Below are 17,933 nucleotides of genomic sequence, written 5' to 3'. Positions count from 1 at the left end.
ACTCATGACTCAATTTTTAGGTGAATTTATCGGAACCTTCATTTTGGTTCTCCTTGGAAATGGTGTCGTTGCCGGAAATATCCTCAGCAAAACCAAAGAGGAAGGAACAGGCTGGACTGCCATCGTCTTTGGATGGGGTATTGCCTGTTCAGTAGCGGTCTATATTTCAGGGCTTTTTAGTCCTGCTCATCTGAACCCTGCTGTCACACTAGCCATGGCTTCCATCGGGGCTCTCTCTTGGAACTTAGTTGTCCCATTCATTCTTGCTCAGATGCTGGGAGCCATGCTGGCTGCTGTTGTTCTATGGTTACATTATTTCCCACATTGGAAAGAAACCAAGGATCAAGGATTGATTCTTGCGAGCTTCTCAACAGGACCGGCTATCCGCCATACAGCTTCAAACTTCCTTGGTGAAGCACTTGGAACAGCTATACTTGTGATGACCATCCTTGCCATTGGTCCAAATAAAGTTGCTGCTGGCTTAGGTCCAATTATTGTCGGATTAGTCATCTTTGCTGTCGGCTTCTCACTTGGCCCAACAACAGGCTATGCCATCAACCCAGCGCGTGACCTTGGTCCACGTATCATGCACGCCCTCCTTCCAATCGAAAATAAAGGAGATTCTGACTGGTCTTATGCCTGGATTCCAGTAGCTGGACCAATCGTCGGTGGCATCATCGGAGCCATTTGCTACAATATTGCCCTAGGTCTACTATAAGATACAGAATCATGATAAAAGAGCTGTCGCATGACAGCTCTTTTGGTATGTTTAAGAAATCACTGATTTTTCATAATCTCATTCATATAACCAGCTGTAATAATACCAGCAGGTAAAGCAACAATGGCAATTCCTAGTACGGACGAGACCATTGTAATTAATTTTCCCAATGTTGATACAGCAAAGATATCCCCATAGCCAACTGTAGTAAGAGAAATTGTTGCCCAATATAATGCATCAAAAAAAGTATCAAATGTTGTCGGTTCAACAGTAAACATTAACAAGGCCGTGAAAAGAATGTAGCCCGTTGCTAGCACTATGACTAATAACAGAGCCTCTCTCTGTTCCTTCATCACATTGGTCAAAATCGCAATATTTTTTGAATAGCGTATCACTTTAAAGACTCGCAGCAGTCTTCCCATACGTGCAATCTTTAAGAGTTTCAATCCACTGTTCATCATAAAGAAAGTGGGTAAAATACAAAGCAAATCCACAATTGCCATGATTGTTAGTGGATAAAGAACAAACGATGCCTTTCCCTTTCCTAGCTTGAAGTCAGCCGTTACCCATCGCAAGATGTAATCCATACAAAATACAGCAGTTGTGACATATTCAAATACTGTAAACATTAATAAGTGTTCTTTAAACATCAACGGCACAATACTAAGAAATATCGTTACCAACATCAAAAGATTGTAAGATTTCGAAATCAGACTATCCGATTTATTTTCTAAAATGCTAAATACATTTTCTCTCATTCAATCCCCCTCATCGGCACCCGCCCCCAGGTCTGCTCTGCAATTCTCATGTCTCCCAGCTGGTAGATGGCATCTGCTTGCTGCGTGAGGGCGTCCCATGGTTCTGCGCCAATCCGAGCGACGATTTCCACAAACTTTTTCACCGTTTTGAGGTGCTCGCGCCCTTTGTCGGTAAATCCGAGGACATGGACGGCTTCTGGCAACGGTTTTTCCACAGCATTGACCAAGATATAGGTCAATAATCGTCGCACGCGCGCCTTGGTATAGCGCTTGGTCGCAACAGCGTCCACAAGGTCTTCTACCGTCGCTACGCTCCGAATGGCAGAGCGGATACGACTGGCCAGTTCTGCATTGACTTGGAAAACCTGGGTTAAATCTGGATTCGTCAAAATCTGATATTTCAACAATTGGAAATAGTTCTCCCAAGACACCTGTGGAGAACTGAGTATCAAGTCGCTACTTGGCACTGACTTTTCCACAAAGGCTTGGTCTGAAAAGTGTTTTCGGATGGCTGTCGCAGAGGCAATGTCGACCTTTTCTTCCGAATGAAAACCTGCTCCGATACGCTGAATAGGCTGTAATCGTATATTCTTTCCAGCGCAAGCTTTGGCGTAAGCTAAACCAAGAATATGATTTGGGGTATCTCCTGAAAAGTCAATCCCAGCAAAGGTTTCCCACATTTTTTGCGTTTTCTGTGGATAAGTCATGGAATTTGGTAGCGTTTGGAGAAAAGCCTCCATCTGCTCCGCCTTTTCCCCATAAATAGCCGAAAACCGCTGGTAATCAAGGTCTTCCTCCGTGCCAAATGCCAGCGTGTCGATGCCGAGGCGATGCAAGAGGTCAACTGCGCCTCGGGCGAAATGGTCGGCGGACTGGACGGAGACCAGGAAGGGGAGCTCCACCACTAGGTCAGCCCCATGCGCCAGAGCCATCTGCGCCCGTGTCCACTTGTCAATGAGCGCAGGCTCGCCACGTTGCATGAAATTCCCACTCATGGCAACAATCTTGACACCCTTAGCCTGCTCCAGCAGGTATTTGTGCCCATTATGGAAAGGGTTAAATTCGGCGATGATGCCTGTTGTGGTCATAGGTGGCTCCTTTCAAATGGTATATCAATATTCTCCTATCTCTCCAGTAGAAGTTCACAACTTAATCTTTAAAGATGGAACTCCTTCTGGTAGTAACGTTTCTAATAAAATCGCTGTATTACTTTCAATATTTCGATTAGTTCCAATTTTTATACCAACTAATTTTTGTTTCTTATATTTTAAACTATAGAAGTCTAATTTTTTAATATCTATTTCCACAGGGTAAATTAAAAATTTTTCAATCCCCTGATCCGTATGCTTATAATTATCTATGAAACGAAATTTATTATAATAATCACTTTCATTTTTTCTAGTAACATCTTCTATTTTTACATTACTTGAATAACCTCTTTGGATAGAAACTCTGAGTATCACTCCTAGAAAAGTCAATATTTGTAAAATTCATAAAAAACAATCTATACACTGTGTCCAATCCATGTTCCCTCCTACTTCTGACACACAAAGAACCATCTCTTGCTTGTCTCTGTTGGTTCTTTATCTTCAAAGTCGGCATAGACTTTGAAGGATTTGAAGCCTGCTTGTTCCAAGAGGATGTCGTAGGTCAATATATCGTAGGTCCGTTCTTCATGAATCTCATCGTAGCGGGTGAAGCGACCATCTTCGTCCTGAAGGAAGAAGGTCAACTCATGCACAACAGAGTGGGGCGCTTCGTCCTCGTAAGTGTCCCAAACCATGGCAAAGTCATCCGCATTTTCATGGTAGGAGTAACCTGGAAAGACCTCGTCCGTCTGATCGGTCGAGTGCACATCAAAGATAAAAGTACCACCCTCATTGAGATGCGCGTAAACCTCTTTAAAGGTATCGCCAACTTCCACTTCATCCTGCAAATAGCAGAGCGAATCCGAGTAGCAAGTGACAAAATCAAACGTTCCTAGCTCAGACAAGTCCATCATGTTCCCCTGCTGAAAAGCGATGTCTATCTTTGCCGTTGCCGCTCGTTTTTCTGCAATATTCAGCATCTCTTGGCTGAGGTCAAATCCTGTCACCTCAAAGCCTGCCTGCGCAAAACGAACTGACTGAATCCCAGTCCCGCAAGCCAATTCTAAGAGTTTTTTCTTGTCTTTGGCTTTTGGCAAATGGCGGAGCGAAAAGTCTGTCCACAAATCATAAAGTGAGTCGTCCATGATGGCATCGTAAACCGATGCGAATTTTTCGTAATTTTTTTCCATAATCTTTTTTCTTTTTGATTGTTGCACTTAAGTAGTACGGACGTAAGCGAACCTCCGGTTCCATTACTAAACTTCAAGCCAAAGTCTTGAAGTTTCCGACGACCTAAAACCATAAGGTCTCTTACTACGGCGGACAATATCCTAACAGGCGACCTTCGGTCGCTAATACTTTCTATAATAGTTGTTCATAAGAGAGTGGGATAGAAGTCATGATTTCGAAGTCTTGACTTCCCTTCGCTAGTTTATTTCTAAGCTCAGGCTGAAACTGTCCACCGGACAGTTTCACTTCCACATCCTCACAGCTCCAAAGGTCTGGGAGACCTTTGGAGGTTGGAAATAAAATGAACGAAGTTCATTACATTCGTATAGGATGACCGCTAACGGTTACGCAGCAAGGGATTAGGACCTCCAATCACCCACTGCGTAAAACTATCTCTACACTAAAATTTGAGAGGCTGGGATATTTTTGTCCCAACCTCCTATTCTTTATGCAAGGTACGCTGACACGTCCACAAGTGGGGCTTCGTGCCAGAGTTTTTCAAGGTTGTAGTGGGCACGTTCTTCTTCTGAGAAGATGTGAACGATGACGTCATTCAAGTCAAGGAGCACCCAGCCGTTTTCACCTTCAACGTGGCTGGCATCGCCACCAGCTTCTTTGACTTTTTCACGGATGTTTTCCGCAATTGCTTCTAATTGACGGCTGTTCATCGCTGACAAGATGACAAAGTAGTCTGTCAAGCTAGTCAAACCTTCTAAGTCGAGTGCGACAATGTCCTCGGCACGCTTTTCATCAGCGGCACGGACAACAAGTTCTAAAAGTTCATTTTTATTCAAATTTATTTCTCCATTAGTTTAAATACTTCACAAAAGCATTATAAGTTTCAAGTGTTTGTGGGTAAATCGGCTGCGCCTTGCTTGCCAAATGTGCGATGGTTCTAGCGGTTTCAAAAGCGACAGCCTTGTCCAAATCCTCTTGAGCGATTTGACGAGCCTCATCAACACCAGGAAAATCACGACTTGGTTCAATATAGTCAGCAACATAAAGCACCTTATCAAGCAAAGACATGTCCTCCGCACCAATGGTATGGCGTTCTATGGCTACAAGAATCTCCTCATCTTCAAGGTTAAATTCTTGGCTAATGATAAAAGAACCAACCACACCATGCCAGATATTATTACCCCATTTTTTCAGTTCAGGGGCTAAACCACAGTCATCAATGACACTTAAAAAATCCTCATCTGGACGCTCTTTGGCGTAGTCGTGCAGGAGTGCCGCTAGGCTAGCTTTGGTTTCATCTGCTCCGTAGCTCTTAGCCAATGCCACAGCAGACTCCTCTACACCAAGTACATGTTTAAACCGTTTTTCGCTCATGGCGCTTTGCACTTTTTCCAAAATAGCAGAGCGAGAAAGTCCGGTATAGCTTTCATAGGTCATTTGTAGAGCCCTGCCTTTTTGATGTAATCAAGCACGGGAGCTGGCGTCATAAAGTTGGGTGTGCGGCCTTTTTGGATGAAATCGCGGATGTTGCTTGAGCTGATGTCCATGAGTGGTACGTCAACCCAAATGACAGGGTAAGATGTCCCAGCTTTGTATTTCGGACGTTGCACACCGACAAATTGAACCAGTTCCACCAACTCGTCAATGCGGTGCCACTTAGGAAGGTACTCAACCATGTCTGCACCAATAATGAAGTAATAATCGGTGTCAGGGTTTGCCTCTGTTAGTTGCTTCATGGTATCGTAGGTGTAGCTTTTTCCTTTACGCTCGATCTCAACGGTTTCAATATCCAAGCCTTCCATGCCATTGATAGCCAGAAGAAGCATGTTTAGGCGATGTTTCTCATCAATGGTTTCTTTCTTATCCACATGCGGCGGTTCATATTCAGGCATGAGATAAACGGCATCCAGCCCCAATTGCTGGCGCACTTGATCAGCAACAATCAAATGGGCGTTGTGGACGGGGTTAAAATTACCGCCCAAAATACCAACTTGTTTACGATTCTTATCCTTGACCTCAGTCTCTAACTCAACCTTGGTAAAGGGAGTGAGTAATTCTATTGCCATAGGCTTTCCTTCATTTTCTAACTTTTCATTATCCGTGTTTAATCGCTTTGACTTTTGGAGACAGTTTGCGATTTTCTTTTTTAGCTGATTCTTTAAACAAAATCAAGATGCGTCCAATTTTAAGGACAGTATCACATCCGATTTCATCTTCCAAGATTTCAGCCACTTCATGGATGTCCTCATCCGTATTTTGTAGAAGAGTGATTTTAATCAGTTCACGCGCATCCAAGGCGTTACGAACACTGGTTTTGATTTGGTCGTTAAGACCATTTTTCCCGATTTGGATAATCGGTTTTAAGCTGTGTGCTTCTGATTTTAGAAAAGCACGTTGTTTTGATGTTAGCATGTTTTATTTCCTTTTTTTAATTTTTACAGATAAATAAACCGTATTCCTTAGGAATTATGAGCTTACCATTCTGCATCTGTTTAGCAAGCGTTTCTGCAACCTGCTGACGTTGATGACTTTCTAATTCAAAAACTTCCGGAAGTGAATAAAGATAATCCACAATATCATTGATCACAGTCACTTCTAGGCTATCAATGTAATTTCTTTGTTCAACCTGTGAAAAAAAGTTCTTTAATGATTGCTCCCCATTTTGAAGCGTGAAGCTATTAGGAGTATCGTTTGTTTTCCCAATGGCTTCTATCCATTTACCTAAGGTCTGTGACAATCCATTTTCACCGAATGTCGCTGTCAACAAGCGCCCATTAGGTTTTAACACTCGCTTAATTTCCTTAAGGCCATCTTGTAAATTTTCTAAGTGGAACAAGACCATATTAGCAGAAATCACATCAAAAGAATGGTCTTCAAATGGAAGTTCTGTCAAATCAGATACAACATAGCTAATGTTATCCTGTTTAGGTAAATTTGACCGACTTGCTTCTATCATTCCTTCTGAAAAATCGACTAAGGTTAGCTCATAATGTTTAGGGAGTTTGTGAAAATTATCCTTCCACATAATAGATGTTCCACAACCTAAATCTAGAATTTGCTCACCTTCTTGAAATTCGTACTGATCAAAAATCCAATTGTTAAAGCCGTACTTATTGGTTGAATAACATCGATGGATATCAATTCGAATATTCAGATTATCTGATTTTTGATATTGGGAAGTCAACTGTTCTTTTGAAGCCATTATTTCCTCCAATGTTTTAAATCAACGCCTTTCTCAAGACGACTCCAACACCTTCTGGTGCCCAGGCAGCAACGACTGTTGGCTGGTCTGCTTTGCCATTGACCCGAATCCAACCAAGCCCTGAATACACGATGTCCATCTTATCTTTGATGTTAAATTCGTGACGGACGAGTTTAGGAAAATCGGCAACTTCCTTGGTATTTGGCGGTGTTAGCAAGGTTCCTAAGTGCTTGTTGTAAAAAGCATCCGCTCCTTCAAGTTTGGTACGATGAAGGTTAAGATTGTTGTCAAAATAAGCTGTGAAGCCCTGCTTTTCTCCTGAAACGAAATCAAAGCGACCAAGACCACCCAAGAAGAGGGTTTGTTCTGAGTTCAGTTGATAAGTTTTAGGCTTGATTTCCTTTTTAGGACTGACATACCTGAGGTTTTTAGCCGTCAAATAATGTGCCATTTGGTGGCGATGGATAATTCCCGGTGTATCAAAAATGTAGCTACCATCATCCAACGGAATTTCAATCTTATCTAGAGTTGTCCCTGGGAAGCGCGATGTGGTAATCACATTCTTGTCTCCAGTAATTTCTTTGATAATGGCATTGATAAGGGTTGATTTCCCAACGTTAGTCACACCAACCACATAGACATCACGCCCTTTACGCAAGTCATCAATGCGTTCAATTAGCTCTTTAATGACGTGATGGTTTTGAGCACTTGTCAAAATGACATCAACAGGTCTCAAGCCTTCTTCATGAGCACGCTCTGTTAACCACTGAGTGACCTTGCCATCTTTAACGGATTTTGGCAGGATGTCTTTTTTATTGCCGACCAAAAGCACATCATTTCCAGATACAAAGCGTGACAGTCCTGGAATGACTGAACCATTGAAGTCAAAAATATCAATCACATTGACAACAAGGGCATCACTGTCTCCAACTTCATGAAGTAAGGTTAAAAACTCATCATCTGTGATATGCACATCAACGATTTCATTATAATGACGCAGACGGAAACAGCGTTGACAGTATAGTTCACCTGTTTCTTCTGATTTTTCAATACTTGATTTTGGGGTATAACCCGCTTTTTCTTTATCTGTGGTTTGAATTCTCGCCCCACAACCAATACAAAATAATTCTTCCATTAAATTCCTTTTTTATAAGTGATTTTACCATATTTGGTTTCAATTTTTTTCAAAACACGACGCTCACGCCAACGATTAAATTTGGTATTCCATGCATCAGATTTAACTAATGGTTTCACTAAAATAGACTTAATCCCAGCTCGGTGACTGGCACGAATATCCGTCATGAGCTGATCACCAACCATAACAACCTCATCACGATCAAAGCCATAACGCTTGATAGCCATATTAATCCCACGTGTGAAAGGTTTCATTGCACGACTGACAAAATCCACGCCAAAAGGCTCTACCGCACGCTCTACACGGCTATATTTATTATTCGAGACCACAACGACAGGAATATCAGCCTCAGTCATATCATCAAGCCACTCACGCAGCTCTGGGGTACCATCTGGATTATTCCAAGCAATCAAGGTATTATCCAAGTCCACTAAAACAGCACGAATCCCATGCTCACGTAACATCTCAGGTTTCAAATCATAAACAGCCTCAACCACAAAGGTGGGCAAGTAGTCGTCTATACTCATGCTTTCTCCAATAATATTATAATCCTTATTATTATAGCATATTCCCATATTTTTTGGGAAGTTCATACTGGAGCTTTAGAAAATAGCAAAGCTATACACAAAAAAGAGCCCTCAGGCTCTTATAAACTATTATAAGTATTATTCCCATGTTTCATCAGAAGCAACTGTAGATTCAGAACTAGAACTTTCAAATCCATTTACTGTCGAATGTGTTTGTGGAGCATTCTCATCTGGATAATCCGTTTCAGGAGAATAGCCATAAAGCGTTTCGTAGAGAACCGCATTTGTTTTTTCTAAAGTCGAAAGCGTTGGCAAACCAAGCTCTGCTTTGATACGATTTTGAGTTTCAAGCAAGTGAGCTGTTGTCACAATTTGGTAAGAGCCACCATCTTCTAACGTCGCGTCTTCGCCATGTAATTGGTAATTTTCTAAAGTTTCTAAAGAATCACGATAGCCTAGCAAATGAGGAATTGTCTTCTCTGTTACTGAGATGTCAGTCTGCATATTATTACTCACTGCTTTTAAAACTTTTTTGTATGAACCAATACTATCAAACGCCAAAAGTTTTTTAACAATAAGACTAATCACTTCACGTTGACGCCGTTGACGACCATAGTCTCCCTCAGGATCTTGATAACGCATCCTAGAAAAAACCAATGCTTGGTCACCATTAACTTTATGAGTCCCAGGAGCAACCGTTGCAGTGTATTGAGGTTCTTGTTCCTCAATAGAGATATCAAAGTCAAATGGATTGGTTACCTTGATACCACCGACAGCATTAACTAAATCAACCAACCCTTGCATGTTAATCTGCATATAGTTGTCTATTTTTATATCTAACAGATTTTCCACAGTCATGATAGCCATTTGAGCTTCGCCAGAAGCATAAGCTGCATTTAGCTTAGCTTCAACACCATTCATGCCACTTTCTTTAGGACCGGTCAAGGTTGTTAAGATATCTCTTTCTAGGCTAGTCATCGTCGTTCTCTTAGTTTTTGGATTGACTGTGACAACAATCATAGAATCACTATTACCTGCCCAAGGGGCCATACGGTCCCCAGAACCTGTATCTACCCCCATTAATAGGATGGAAAAAGGCTCTGTATGCTCAATAGCCGTACTTTTCACCCCAGTATCTATTTCTTTAAACGTTTTTTTAAACTCTGAAGTTGAATAATGAAGAGCTGAAGTGAAATAAATAACCGCAGCAGCTATAGATGTGGCAATAATAGCCATCAACATTAATACAATTTTTTTTCCAAGTGTCATGTTTTTTTAATCTATCAGTTTTGCCATAGCATAAACATCAAGAAATTCTCCATTCTTAGTTTTAGCACCACGTTGTTTAGTGCCTTCAATCACAAAGCCAAATTTTTGGTAAAGACCTACTGCTTTATCATTGCGAACCTGTACTTCTAATTCTAAACGCCGAATAGCCGAAGTATGTTCTGCCCAGTCAATTAAGGCTTCCATGAGAAAACTGCCAATACCATAACTCTGATATGTCTTTTTCACAGCAATAAAAACTTCGCCGATGTGATTTGTCTTAGCAAACGTCCCTGCAGATACATTCAGGACCCCAACAACCTGACTTCCCAGTTTAGCTACGAAGCAAATAGCATTTTCTTTTTGCAACTGACTATCAATAAATATTTCCGCTTGCTCAGCTGACATAGCTGGACTATCACTATCACGGGTTAAAAAATCAGTTTCTTCTTGAACTAGCTTCAAGACCTCAGATAAACTTTTAGCATCCTCTAACTGCGCTTCACAAATGATTAGTTCCTGCTCAGCCATTTCCAAAAGCCTCCAAAAGCAACTGACTCCGAGAGCCATAAGCCTTCATTTCCAACTGTCTCCCATCACTCTTATGTGACAGTTTTACTTCTAAATAATCAGCTGGCAACTCGCTCAAGAGTTCTCCCCACTCAATAACACAGACACCATCGCCATAAAGGAAATCATCCAAATCAATAGAATCTGGGTCATCACCAATACGATAAACGTCTAAATGATATAAAGGCAAACGCCCTTCATACTCTCTAACAATCGTATAGGTAGGACTTTTTATCATCTGAGAAATTTCAAGTCCTTTAGCAATTCCTTTGGTGAAAGTCGTCTTACCTGCGCCAAGATCACCTGTCAGAATGAGCACCTGACCAGATTCAAGCAATCGTCCTAATTGCTCGCCAAAAGCAATCAATTCATTTTCATTATGAATATATAACATAATAATATTTTACCAAAAAGTTAGACAATCGTCCAAATTTTTCTAAAAAATAAAAAGACCCACTAAAGCGGGTCAATCATTATATTACAAAATAGCTAAAATAACAAAATTCAAGATAAAGAGTGCCGTTGCTCCCCAAAGAATTGGGTGAATCTCCTTAGACTTACCTGTTGACATTTTAACCAAGCAATAGAAAATAAAGGCTGCTGCAATACCGTAAGAGATAGAGTATGCAAGTGACATGAAGAAGGCTGCAAAGAAAGCTGGAAGGGCATCTTCAAATTTACTCCAATCAACATCTAAGAACGATGACACCATCATCACACCAACAATAATAAGCGCTGGTGCTGTTGCTGCTGCTGGAACAATTCCAACAATTGGCAAAAGTAAAATGGAAAGTAAGAAAAATGTTGCTGTCGAAACAGCTGTCAAACCAGTACGTCCACCTTCAGCAATACCCGCTGCTGATTCAACGTAAGTTGTGGTATTTGAAGTACCAAAGAGAGCACCAATTGAAGTTCCGATAGCATCCGCAAAGAGAGCACGGTCCATTTTTGAAGAAAATCCTGTTGAATTTTCAAGAGCAGCTTCATCTTCGGCTGAGAAAATACCTGTTTTACGTCCTGTACCAATAAATGTACCAAGCGTATCAAATGTGTCAGAAAGTGAAAAAGCAAAAATAGTCATCAAAACAAGCGGTAAACGTGAGCTATCATTAAAGAGGGAACTCATCCCATCAAATGCGGCAAGGAAAGTTGTTCCAAGTTCAGAAAAAGCAGATCCGATGTTGTTTGAAAAGCTAACAGCTGATACATCTACAACTCCCATTGGAATACCAAGAAGCGTTGTTACAATAATACCAATAAGAATAGCACCACGAATATTTTTAATAACCAATACAGCAGTTAAAAGAAGTCCGATAACTGCCAAAATAACAGAAGGATCTGTAAACGTTGAAATAGCAGGTACTACACCTCCATTAGCAGCAATCGCATTAACACCATTTGACAAGTCAGCCGCTGCTGGAGCTGCACCATTGATTGTCACGATGTTGCTACCAGAAAGTGAAAACTCAATAATATTGGCATTTTTAAAACCTAGATAAGCAACAAACACACCAATACCACCACCGATAGCATGCTGAAGACTCACCGGAATAGCTTTAATGATACTCTTACGAACCTTAGTTACCGTAATAAAAATATTGAACAGCCCACAAATGAAAACCATCGCTAACGCTTCTTGCCAAGTAAAACCTAGACCAAAAACAACAGTATAAGTAAAGAAGGCATTTAGTCCCATACCTGGTGCCAAAGCGTAAGGAACATTAGCAAAAAGTCCCATAATTAGAGTAGAGATTACCGTAGCAATAATCGTTGCCAAGAATACCGCTTGTGTCGGCATACCAGCTGCACCTAGGATAGATGGGTTTACAAATAAAATATAACTCATGGCAAAAAAGGTTGTCAATCCTGCCATGATTTCTGTAGAAACGGATGTTCCGTTCTCGTTTAATTTAAAAAATTTTTCCATTTGGACAATTTCTCCTTATGTATAAATAAAATTATCCGTAAATTACGAACGACTAATACAGTTTAACAAAATTTCGTTCACATTTCAACGTTTTTGACTCAAAAAAAATAAAAAGATTAGTGGACAGAAGTCACATTTTATAAAAATTATGTCACTTCAAATGCCTATTCCAATGTTTAGAATGTAACTTTTCACAAACCTGTTAGATTTCTTCAAACTGACTATAGCTACAAAATAAAAAGGCTGGAAATGTTTTCCAACCTTGCTATTTTAATGCTAATCACCAAGTAACAGTGCCAAAATCATTTGAATAGCAGCAAATCCTAATAAAAAAGTGACATCAATTGTTACTGCATTAGCCCATACTATCTGAGCAAAATTAAGAGGACTTGCAATAAAATCTAGCCAACCTACATTAGCTGTTCTCATAAAATGAATAGCAAAACCAGAGTAGACAGTTGCTATCACCATAATAGCTAACTCTGTGTAAACACCTAATTTAAGAACTTTCATCAAGGATTTCAAACTAACCGTTGCTGCGGCTAGTGCAAAAAGAAGACTCGCCAAATAAGTTAAAAAGCTTGGTAAATCTCCCGCTGTCCAAATATGTTCACCACTCCACGAAACTGAAGCAATACTAAATAATTGATAAAACGTGACGGGATAAAAATAAAACCATACAATAGCCGTAAAAAAGCGCACCATCCCATTTTGTGAGTTGATTCCTAAAAGTCCTAATTCCAGAGTGATAAAAGAAGTCAAGGTATTAAATAGCAATCCTTCAACACTAGGCTGAAAAACTAAAATACTAATCACTAAAAAAACAGCAATAATATGCCCAAAAATAACTTTATGCATGCGCCAATCCTATCCCTAAGAAGTTCACTAATCATTATAACACATTTTAGGATCGTTGCTAGAGTTTTAGGTTACTTTTTATTATTTTTAGTTCAAATAATGTTATAAAAATACTACCATTTATTCGCCAGCTATATTTTATTCTTTTTTCATCAAAGTAACATTTCACTTTTTTTTGTTTATTTTTCACAAAACTATTGATTTTTTTCTGAAAACGTTTTAGAATAGAAAGCGTTCTTGAATCTGTGTTACAAAAATGTAAGCGTTTGTCAAGAGACCTTGGCAGTAATTTACAAAAAAAGAACACAAAAAATTAATTTAAGGAGGAACTCAAGAATGGGTATCGGAATCGTTATCGCAAGCCATGGCGAATTCGCCGCTGGAATTCATCAATCAGGTTCGATGATCTTTGGTGAACAAGAAAAAGTTCAAGTTGTAACGTTTATGCCTAGTGAAGGTCCAGATGACCTCTACGCTAAATTTAACAATGCCATCGCTCAATTCGACACTGAAGATGAAGTGCTTGTACTTGCAGACCTTTGGAGTGGTTCACCATTCAACCAAGCGAGTCGTGTTGCTGGAGAAAATCCAGACCGCAAATTCGCTATCATCACTGGTCTTAACTTGCCAATGCTGATTCAAGCCTACACTGAGCGTATGATGGACGCTAACGCCGGTGTTGAGCAAGTTGCAGCAAACATTATTAAAGAATCTAAGGATGGTATCAAGGCACTTCCTGAAGAGCTCAATCCTGTTGAGGAAACAGCTGCTGCTCCAGTTGAAAAAGCGGCACCTCAAGGCGCTATCCCACCAGGAACTGTTATCGGCGACGGGAAACTTAAAATCAACCTTGCTCGTATCGACACTCGTCTCTTGCATGGTCAAGTTGCAACCGCATGGACACCAGCTTCTAAGGCTGATCGTATCATTGTGGCATCAGATGCTGTTGCTCAGGACGAACTTCGCAAAGGATTAATCAAACAAGCTGCACCAAACGGTGTGAACGCTAATGTTGTCCCAATCAAAAAACTAATTGAAGTTGCAAAAGATACTCGCTTTGGCGAAACTCATGCACTTATCCTATTCGAAACTGTCCAAGATGCTCTTCGTGCTGTTGAAGGAGGCGTTGAAATCAAAGAACTAAACGTTGGTTCAATGGCTCACTCAACAGGAAAAACTATGGTAAACAACGTCTTATCAATGGACAAAGACGATGTCGCTGCTTTTGAAAAGTTACGTGACCTCGGCGTTCAATTCGATGTTCGTAAAGTACCAAACGATTCTAAGAAAGATTTGTTTGACTTGATTAATAAAGCAAACGTACAATAGAAAGGAATACAACTATGTCAGATATTTCATTTATCTCTGCGATTTTGGTTGTTATCGTTGCCTTCTTTGCTGGTCTTGAAGGTATCCTCGACCAATTCCAATTCCATCAACCACTTGTTGCATGTACTCTTATCGGACTTGCAACTGGTCATCTTGAAGCAGGAATCATGCTTGGTGGTTCACTTCAAATGCTTGCCCTTGCTTGGGCTAATATTGGTGCTGCAGTAGCACCAGACGCTGCCCTTGCTTCTGTAGCTGCTGCTATTATCTTCATCAAAGGTGGAGACTACACAAACGTTGGAATTAACGTTGCAACAGCTGCTGCTATCCCACTTGCTGTAGCAGGTCTTTTCCTTACAATGATTGTTCGTACAATCTCAGTTGCCCTTGTTCACACAGCTGACAATGCTGCTAAAAAAGCTGACTTCGCCGCTGTTGAACGTGCACACTTGTTTGCACTTGTCCTTCAAGGTCTTCGTATTGCAATCCCTGCTGCTATGCTCCTTGCTGTCCCAGCGGATGTCGTGCGTAACGCTCTTGGCCTTATGCCTGACTGGCTAAACCATGGTATGCAAGTTGGTGGTGGTATGGTTGTTGCCGTAGGTTATGCTATGGTTATCAACATGATGGCAACTCGTGAAGTATGGCCATTCTTTGCACTTGGTTTTGCTTTCGCAGCACTTAGCGACCTTACCCTTATCGCTCTTGGTACAATCGGTGTAGCTTTTGCCTTTATCTACCTTAACCTTTCAAAACAAGGTGGCAACGGAGGCGGTGCTACTGGTTCTGGTGACCCAATTGGCGACATCCTTGAAGACTACTAGAAAGGGGATTTACTATGTCTGAAAAATTAACACTTTCATCTGCTGATCGTAAAAAGGTTTGGTGGCGTTCACAATTTCTACAAGGTTCATGGAACTATGAACGTATGCAAAACTTGGGATGGGCTTATGCTTTGATCCCAGCTATCAAAAAACTTTACACGAAAAAAGAAGATCAGGCCGCTGCGCTTGAACGTCACTTGGAATTCTTCAATACTCACCCATATGTTGCCGCTCCAATCATCGGTGTAACACTTGCCCTTGAAGAAGAAAGAGCAAATGGTACAGAAATTGAAGATGCTGCTATTCAAGGGGTTAAAATCGGTATGATGGGACCTCTTGCTGGTATTGGTGACCCAGTCTTCTGGTTTACAGTTCGTCCTATCCTTGGGGCCCTCGGAGCTTCATTAGCTACTGGCGGTGGTATCATGGGGCCACTAATCTTCTTCTTTGGTTGGAACATTATCCGTATGGCATTCTTGTGGTATACTCAAGAATTTGGCTATAAAGCTGGTTCTGAAATCACCAAAGATATGTCGGGTGGTATCTTGAAAGACATCACTAAAGGGGCTTCTATCCTTGGTATGTTTATTCTTGCAGTTCTTGTTGAACGTTGGGTATCAATTAACTTTACCGTTAATCTCCCAGGTAAACAATTATCAGAAGGAGCTTATGTTGTCTTCCCTGAAGGTACCGTAAAAGGTGCTGAGCTGAAAGGCATTCTTGGAAATGCCCTAAGCGGCATGAGCTTGGATCAAGTTCAAGTACCAACTCTTCAAGACCAATTGAATTCATTGATTCCAGGGTTAATGGGATTACTCTTAACTTTCGTATGTATGAACTTACTTAAGAGAAAAGTATCTCCAATCACTATCATCCTTGCACTCTTTGGCGTTGGTATTCTTGCAAGTTACTTCGGAATCATGTAAGATAAGACCTTATTCATAAACGAAACTCTCTATACACAACGAGGCAGGAAATCCCTAGCCTCGTTGTCTTTTCTAAAAAATGGTGTTCTTTTCCTTTAGTTCATCACTATCTTATCCCCCTCGAACATGTTATAATGACCTTAGCGATATCCTAATCTATTCAACCATTCTACAGCGGAACACATGATGAACACTAGGAAAAACTTGCAACCATTAACTCAAAAGCATCTTCAAGTTGACCTACTGGATGCTTTTAAGAGTATTCGTAAAGGAGACTAAAATGAACGAACCTCTATTTTTAACCTCACAAATGCATCCTAAAATTTGGGGCGGGACAAAGTTGCGGGATGTTTTTGGCTACACTATTCCTTCAGAAACAACTGGAGAATATTGGGCTATTTCTGCCCATCCAAATGGTGTTTCTATCGTTGCTAATGGAGAATTTGCTGGACAACCACTGGATAAACTCTACCGCGAACAGCCTCAACTCTTTGGCAATCCGAGTGACGATGTTTTTCCACTTTTGACTAAAATTCTTGATGCCAACGATTGGCTCAGCGTTCAAGTCCATCCAGACGATGCATACGGTTTAGAGCACGAAGGCGAACTTGGAAAAACAGAATGTTGGTACGTCATTGCATCAGACGAAGGTGCCGAAATCATCTATGGACACCAAGCCTCATCAAAGCAAAACCTTCAAGAACTGATTGAAAAAGGAGACTGGGATAATCTTTTAACTCGCGTCCCTGTCAAAGCTGGTGACTTTTTCTATGTTCCTAGCGGTACGATTCATGCCATCGGTAAAGGGATTATGATTCTTGAAACCCAACAGTCTAGCGACACGACCTACAGGGTTTACGATTTTGATCGCAAAGATGACCAAGGACAGACTCGAGAACTTCACTTGCAACAATCTATTGATGTGACTTATATTGGCCAACCTCAAAATAGCCATCCCGCAACTTTAAAAACTCGCGATTTAACCTCAACGTTACTGGTTTCTAATGAATTTTTCACTGTTTATCACTGGGTGGTCAATGGCAGAGCTGACATGCAACAAACTGCTCCCTATCTTCTCGTCAGTGTTTTAGATGGCAAGGGAGAGATTAGTTCCAATAACAATAGCTTTTCTCTAAAAAAAGGAGACCATTTTATTATTCCAAATGCAATCACAGAATGGACTTTCTCTGGGCAACTCGATCTTATCGCTAGTCATATTTCAGAAAAATAGGAGAACTTCATGGCACAATCTTTAAATAAAACAATCGACTTCCAAACAACCGGCGTGTCTTACTTCGGTATTGGTAGCAAGGTTGGTAAATTTCTAGTGGGCGATATTGCTTTAGAATTTTATCCCGATGTCAATGTAGAACAATATATCCAAATTCCGTGGGCAAATGTGCTACAAATTGGGGCAAACGTTACTGGTAAAAAAATCAGTCGTCACTTTGAAGTTTACACCGACAGTGGCAAGTTCTTATTCGCTTCCAAAGATTCGGGAAAAATTTTAAAAATCGCTCGCCAGCATATCGGCAATGAAAATGTCGTTAAACTTCCAACGCTCATCCAGCTCATCTGGAACAAAATTCGCCGTAAAAACTAAGAAAAATCAGGGAA

The 17,933-nt window shown here is 40.7% G+C and carries 22 protein-coding genes; 6 read left to right on the top strand and 16 right to left on the bottom strand.

Annotated elements, in window-relative coordinates:
* Positions 1 to 4: 4 nt before the first annotated feature.
* Complete coding sequence (locus ACFPQ3_RS11355) at positions 5 to 718, top strand: MIP/aquaporin family protein (RefSeq protein ID WP_156805899.1); 714 nt, start codon at positions 5 to 7, stop codon at positions 716 to 718.
* 59 nt (positions 719 to 777) lie between these two features.
* Here ACFPQ3_RS11355 and ACFPQ3_RS11350 read toward each other — a convergent pair whose 3' ends face one another.
* From ACFPQ3_RS11350 to ACFPQ3_RS11275, 16 genes are all read right to left on the bottom strand, one after another.
* Positions 778 to 1,476: an ion transporter gene (locus ACFPQ3_RS11350; RefSeq protein WP_156805898.1), complete on the bottom strand. Its 699-nt coding sequence runs from the start codon at positions 1,474 to 1,476 to the stop codon at positions 778 to 780.
* Positions 1,473 to 2,564, bottom strand: a complete 1,092-nt coding sequence (locus tag ACFPQ3_RS11345; RefSeq protein WP_156805897.1) for a nucleotidyltransferase — start codon at positions 2,562 to 2,564, stop codon at positions 1,473 to 1,475. Before ACFPQ3_RS11345 ends, ACFPQ3_RS11350 begins: the two co-directional genes overlap by 4 nt.
* A 54-nt stretch (positions 2,565 to 2,618) precedes the next feature.
* Positions 2,619 to 2,954: a hypothetical protein gene (locus ACFPQ3_RS11340; RefSeq protein WP_156805896.1), complete on the bottom strand. Its 336-nt coding sequence runs from the start codon at positions 2,952 to 2,954 to the stop codon at positions 2,619 to 2,621.
* 56 nt (positions 2,955 to 3,010) lie between these two features.
* Positions 3,011 to 3,754 (bottom strand): class I SAM-dependent DNA methyltransferase, encoded by a 744-nt coding sequence (locus tag ACFPQ3_RS11335; protein WP_156805895.1) that lies wholly within the window; start codon positions 3,752 to 3,754, stop codon positions 3,011 to 3,013.
* Positions 3,755 to 4,240: 486 nt separating this feature from the next.
* On the bottom strand, positions 4,241 to 4,588 hold the full coding sequence (rsfS, locus tag ACFPQ3_RS11330) for a ribosome silencing factor (RefSeq protein ID WP_156805894.1): 348 nt from the start codon (positions 4,586 to 4,588) through the stop codon (positions 4,241 to 4,243).
* A gap of 13 nt (positions 4,589 to 4,601) precedes the next feature.
* Positions 4,602 to 5,189 (bottom strand): bis(5'-nucleosyl)-tetraphosphatase (symmetrical) YqeK, encoded by a 588-nt coding sequence (yqeK, locus tag ACFPQ3_RS11325; protein WP_156805893.1) that lies wholly within the window; start codon positions 5,187 to 5,189, stop codon positions 4,602 to 4,604.
* Positions 5,186 to 5,818, bottom strand: coding sequence for a nicotinate-nucleotide adenylyltransferase (locus ACFPQ3_RS11320; RefSeq protein WP_156805892.1), 633 nt, complete (start codon positions 5,816 to 5,818; stop codon positions 5,186 to 5,188). Before ACFPQ3_RS11320 ends, yqeK begins: the two co-directional genes overlap by 4 nt.
* 28 nt (positions 5,819 to 5,846) lie before the next feature.
* Entirely contained in the window at positions 5,847 to 6,164 is a 318-nt protein-coding gene (gene yhbY, locus ACFPQ3_RS11315; RefSeq protein ID WP_156805891.1) for a ribosome assembly RNA-binding protein YhbY, read from the bottom strand.
* A 16-nt stretch (positions 6,165 to 6,180) separates the two neighbouring features.
* Positions 6,181 to 6,954 carry a class I SAM-dependent methyltransferase gene (locus tag ACFPQ3_RS11310; RefSeq protein ID WP_156805890.1) on the bottom strand — a complete coding sequence of 258 codons (774 nt, stop codon included), beginning with the start codon at positions 6,952 to 6,954 and terminating at the stop codon, positions 6,181 to 6,183.
* Positions 6,955 to 6,970: 16 nt separating this feature from the next.
* Entirely contained in the window at positions 6,971 to 8,089 is a 1,119-nt protein-coding gene (gene yqeH, locus ACFPQ3_RS11305; protein ID WP_156805889.1) for a ribosome biogenesis GTPase YqeH, read from the bottom strand.
* The gene (locus ACFPQ3_RS11300; RefSeq protein WP_156805888.1) at positions 8,089 to 8,616 is read right to left on the bottom strand and encodes a YqeG family HAD IIIA-type phosphatase; all 528 of its coding nucleotides are present in this window, start codon (positions 8,614 to 8,616) and stop codon (positions 8,089 to 8,091) included. The genes yqeH and ACFPQ3_RS11300 overlap by 1 nt, the downstream gene beginning before the upstream one ends.
* 138 nt (positions 8,617 to 8,754) lie before the next feature.
* The gene (gene lytR / locus ACFPQ3_RS11295; protein WP_156805887.1) at positions 8,755 to 9,885 is read right to left on the bottom strand and encodes a glycopolymer--peptidoglycan transferase LytR; all 1,131 of its coding nucleotides are present in this window, start codon (positions 9,883 to 9,885) and stop codon (positions 8,755 to 8,757) included.
* A 6-nt stretch (positions 9,886 to 9,891) separates the two neighbouring features.
* The gene (locus ACFPQ3_RS11290) at positions 9,892 to 10,413 is read right to left on the bottom strand and encodes a GNAT family N-acetyltransferase (RefSeq protein ID WP_156805886.1); all 522 of its coding nucleotides are present in this window, start codon (positions 10,411 to 10,413) and stop codon (positions 9,892 to 9,894) included.
* Positions 10,406 to 10,846, bottom strand: coding sequence for a tRNA (adenosine(37)-N6)-threonylcarbamoyltransferase complex ATPase subunit type 1 TsaE (gene tsaE / locus ACFPQ3_RS11285; protein WP_156805885.1), 441 nt, complete (start codon positions 10,844 to 10,846; stop codon positions 10,406 to 10,408). Before tsaE ends, ACFPQ3_RS11290 begins: the two co-directional genes overlap by 8 nt.
* A gap of 84 nt (positions 10,847 to 10,930) precedes the next feature.
* Positions 10,931 to 12,379: an NCS2 family permease gene (locus tag ACFPQ3_RS11280; RefSeq protein WP_156805884.1), complete on the bottom strand. Its 1,449-nt coding sequence runs from the start codon at positions 12,377 to 12,379 to the stop codon at positions 10,931 to 10,933.
* Positions 12,380 to 12,655: 276 nt separating this feature from the next.
* On the bottom strand, positions 12,656 to 13,237 hold the full coding sequence (locus ACFPQ3_RS11275) for a DUF1361 domain-containing protein (protein WP_156805883.1): 582 nt from the start codon (positions 13,235 to 13,237) through the stop codon (positions 12,656 to 12,658).
* A gap of 336 nt (positions 13,238 to 13,573) precedes the next feature.
* Here ACFPQ3_RS11275 and ACFPQ3_RS11270 point away from each other — a divergent pair, with 336 nt between their 5' ends.
* The 5 genes from ACFPQ3_RS11270 (at position 13,574) to ACFPQ3_RS11250 (ending at position 17,919) form a co-directional block, all read left to right on the top strand.
* Entirely contained in the window at positions 13,574 to 14,566 is a 993-nt protein-coding gene (locus tag ACFPQ3_RS11270; RefSeq protein WP_156805882.1) for a mannose/fructose/sorbose PTS transporter subunit IIA, read from the top strand.
* A 14-nt stretch (positions 14,567 to 14,580) separates the two neighbouring features.
* Positions 14,581 to 15,390: a PTS mannose/fructose/sorbose transporter subunit IIC gene (locus tag ACFPQ3_RS11265; protein WP_156805881.1), complete on the top strand. Its 810-nt coding sequence runs from the start codon at positions 14,581 to 14,583 to the stop codon at positions 15,388 to 15,390.
* 14 nt (positions 15,391 to 15,404) lie between these two features.
* Positions 15,405 to 16,316 (top strand): PTS system mannose/fructose/sorbose family transporter subunit IID, encoded by a 912-nt coding sequence (locus ACFPQ3_RS11260; protein WP_156805880.1) that lies wholly within the window; start codon positions 15,405 to 15,407, stop codon positions 16,314 to 16,316.
* A gap of 280 nt (positions 16,317 to 16,596) precedes the next feature.
* The gene (gene manA / locus ACFPQ3_RS11255; protein WP_156805879.1) at positions 16,597 to 17,547 is read left to right on the top strand and encodes a mannose-6-phosphate isomerase, class I; all 951 of its coding nucleotides are present in this window, start codon (positions 16,597 to 16,599) and stop codon (positions 17,545 to 17,547) included.
* A 9-nt stretch (positions 17,548 to 17,556) separates the two neighbouring features.
* The gene (locus tag ACFPQ3_RS11250) at positions 17,557 to 17,919 is read left to right on the top strand and encodes a DUF956 family protein (protein ID WP_156805878.1); all 363 of its coding nucleotides are present in this window, start codon (positions 17,557 to 17,559) and stop codon (positions 17,917 to 17,919) included.
* Positions 17,920 to 17,933: the final 14 nt, after the last annotated feature.

This window comes from Streptococcus caledonicus (assembly GCF_042656225.1).
Taxonomy (GTDB): domain Bacteria; phylum Bacillota; class Bacilli; order Lactobacillales; family Streptococcaceae; genus Streptococcus; species Streptococcus caledonicus.
The sequence above is the reverse complement of the archived record's forward strand: the minus strand, read 5'-3'. Positions and strand labels throughout refer to the sequence as shown.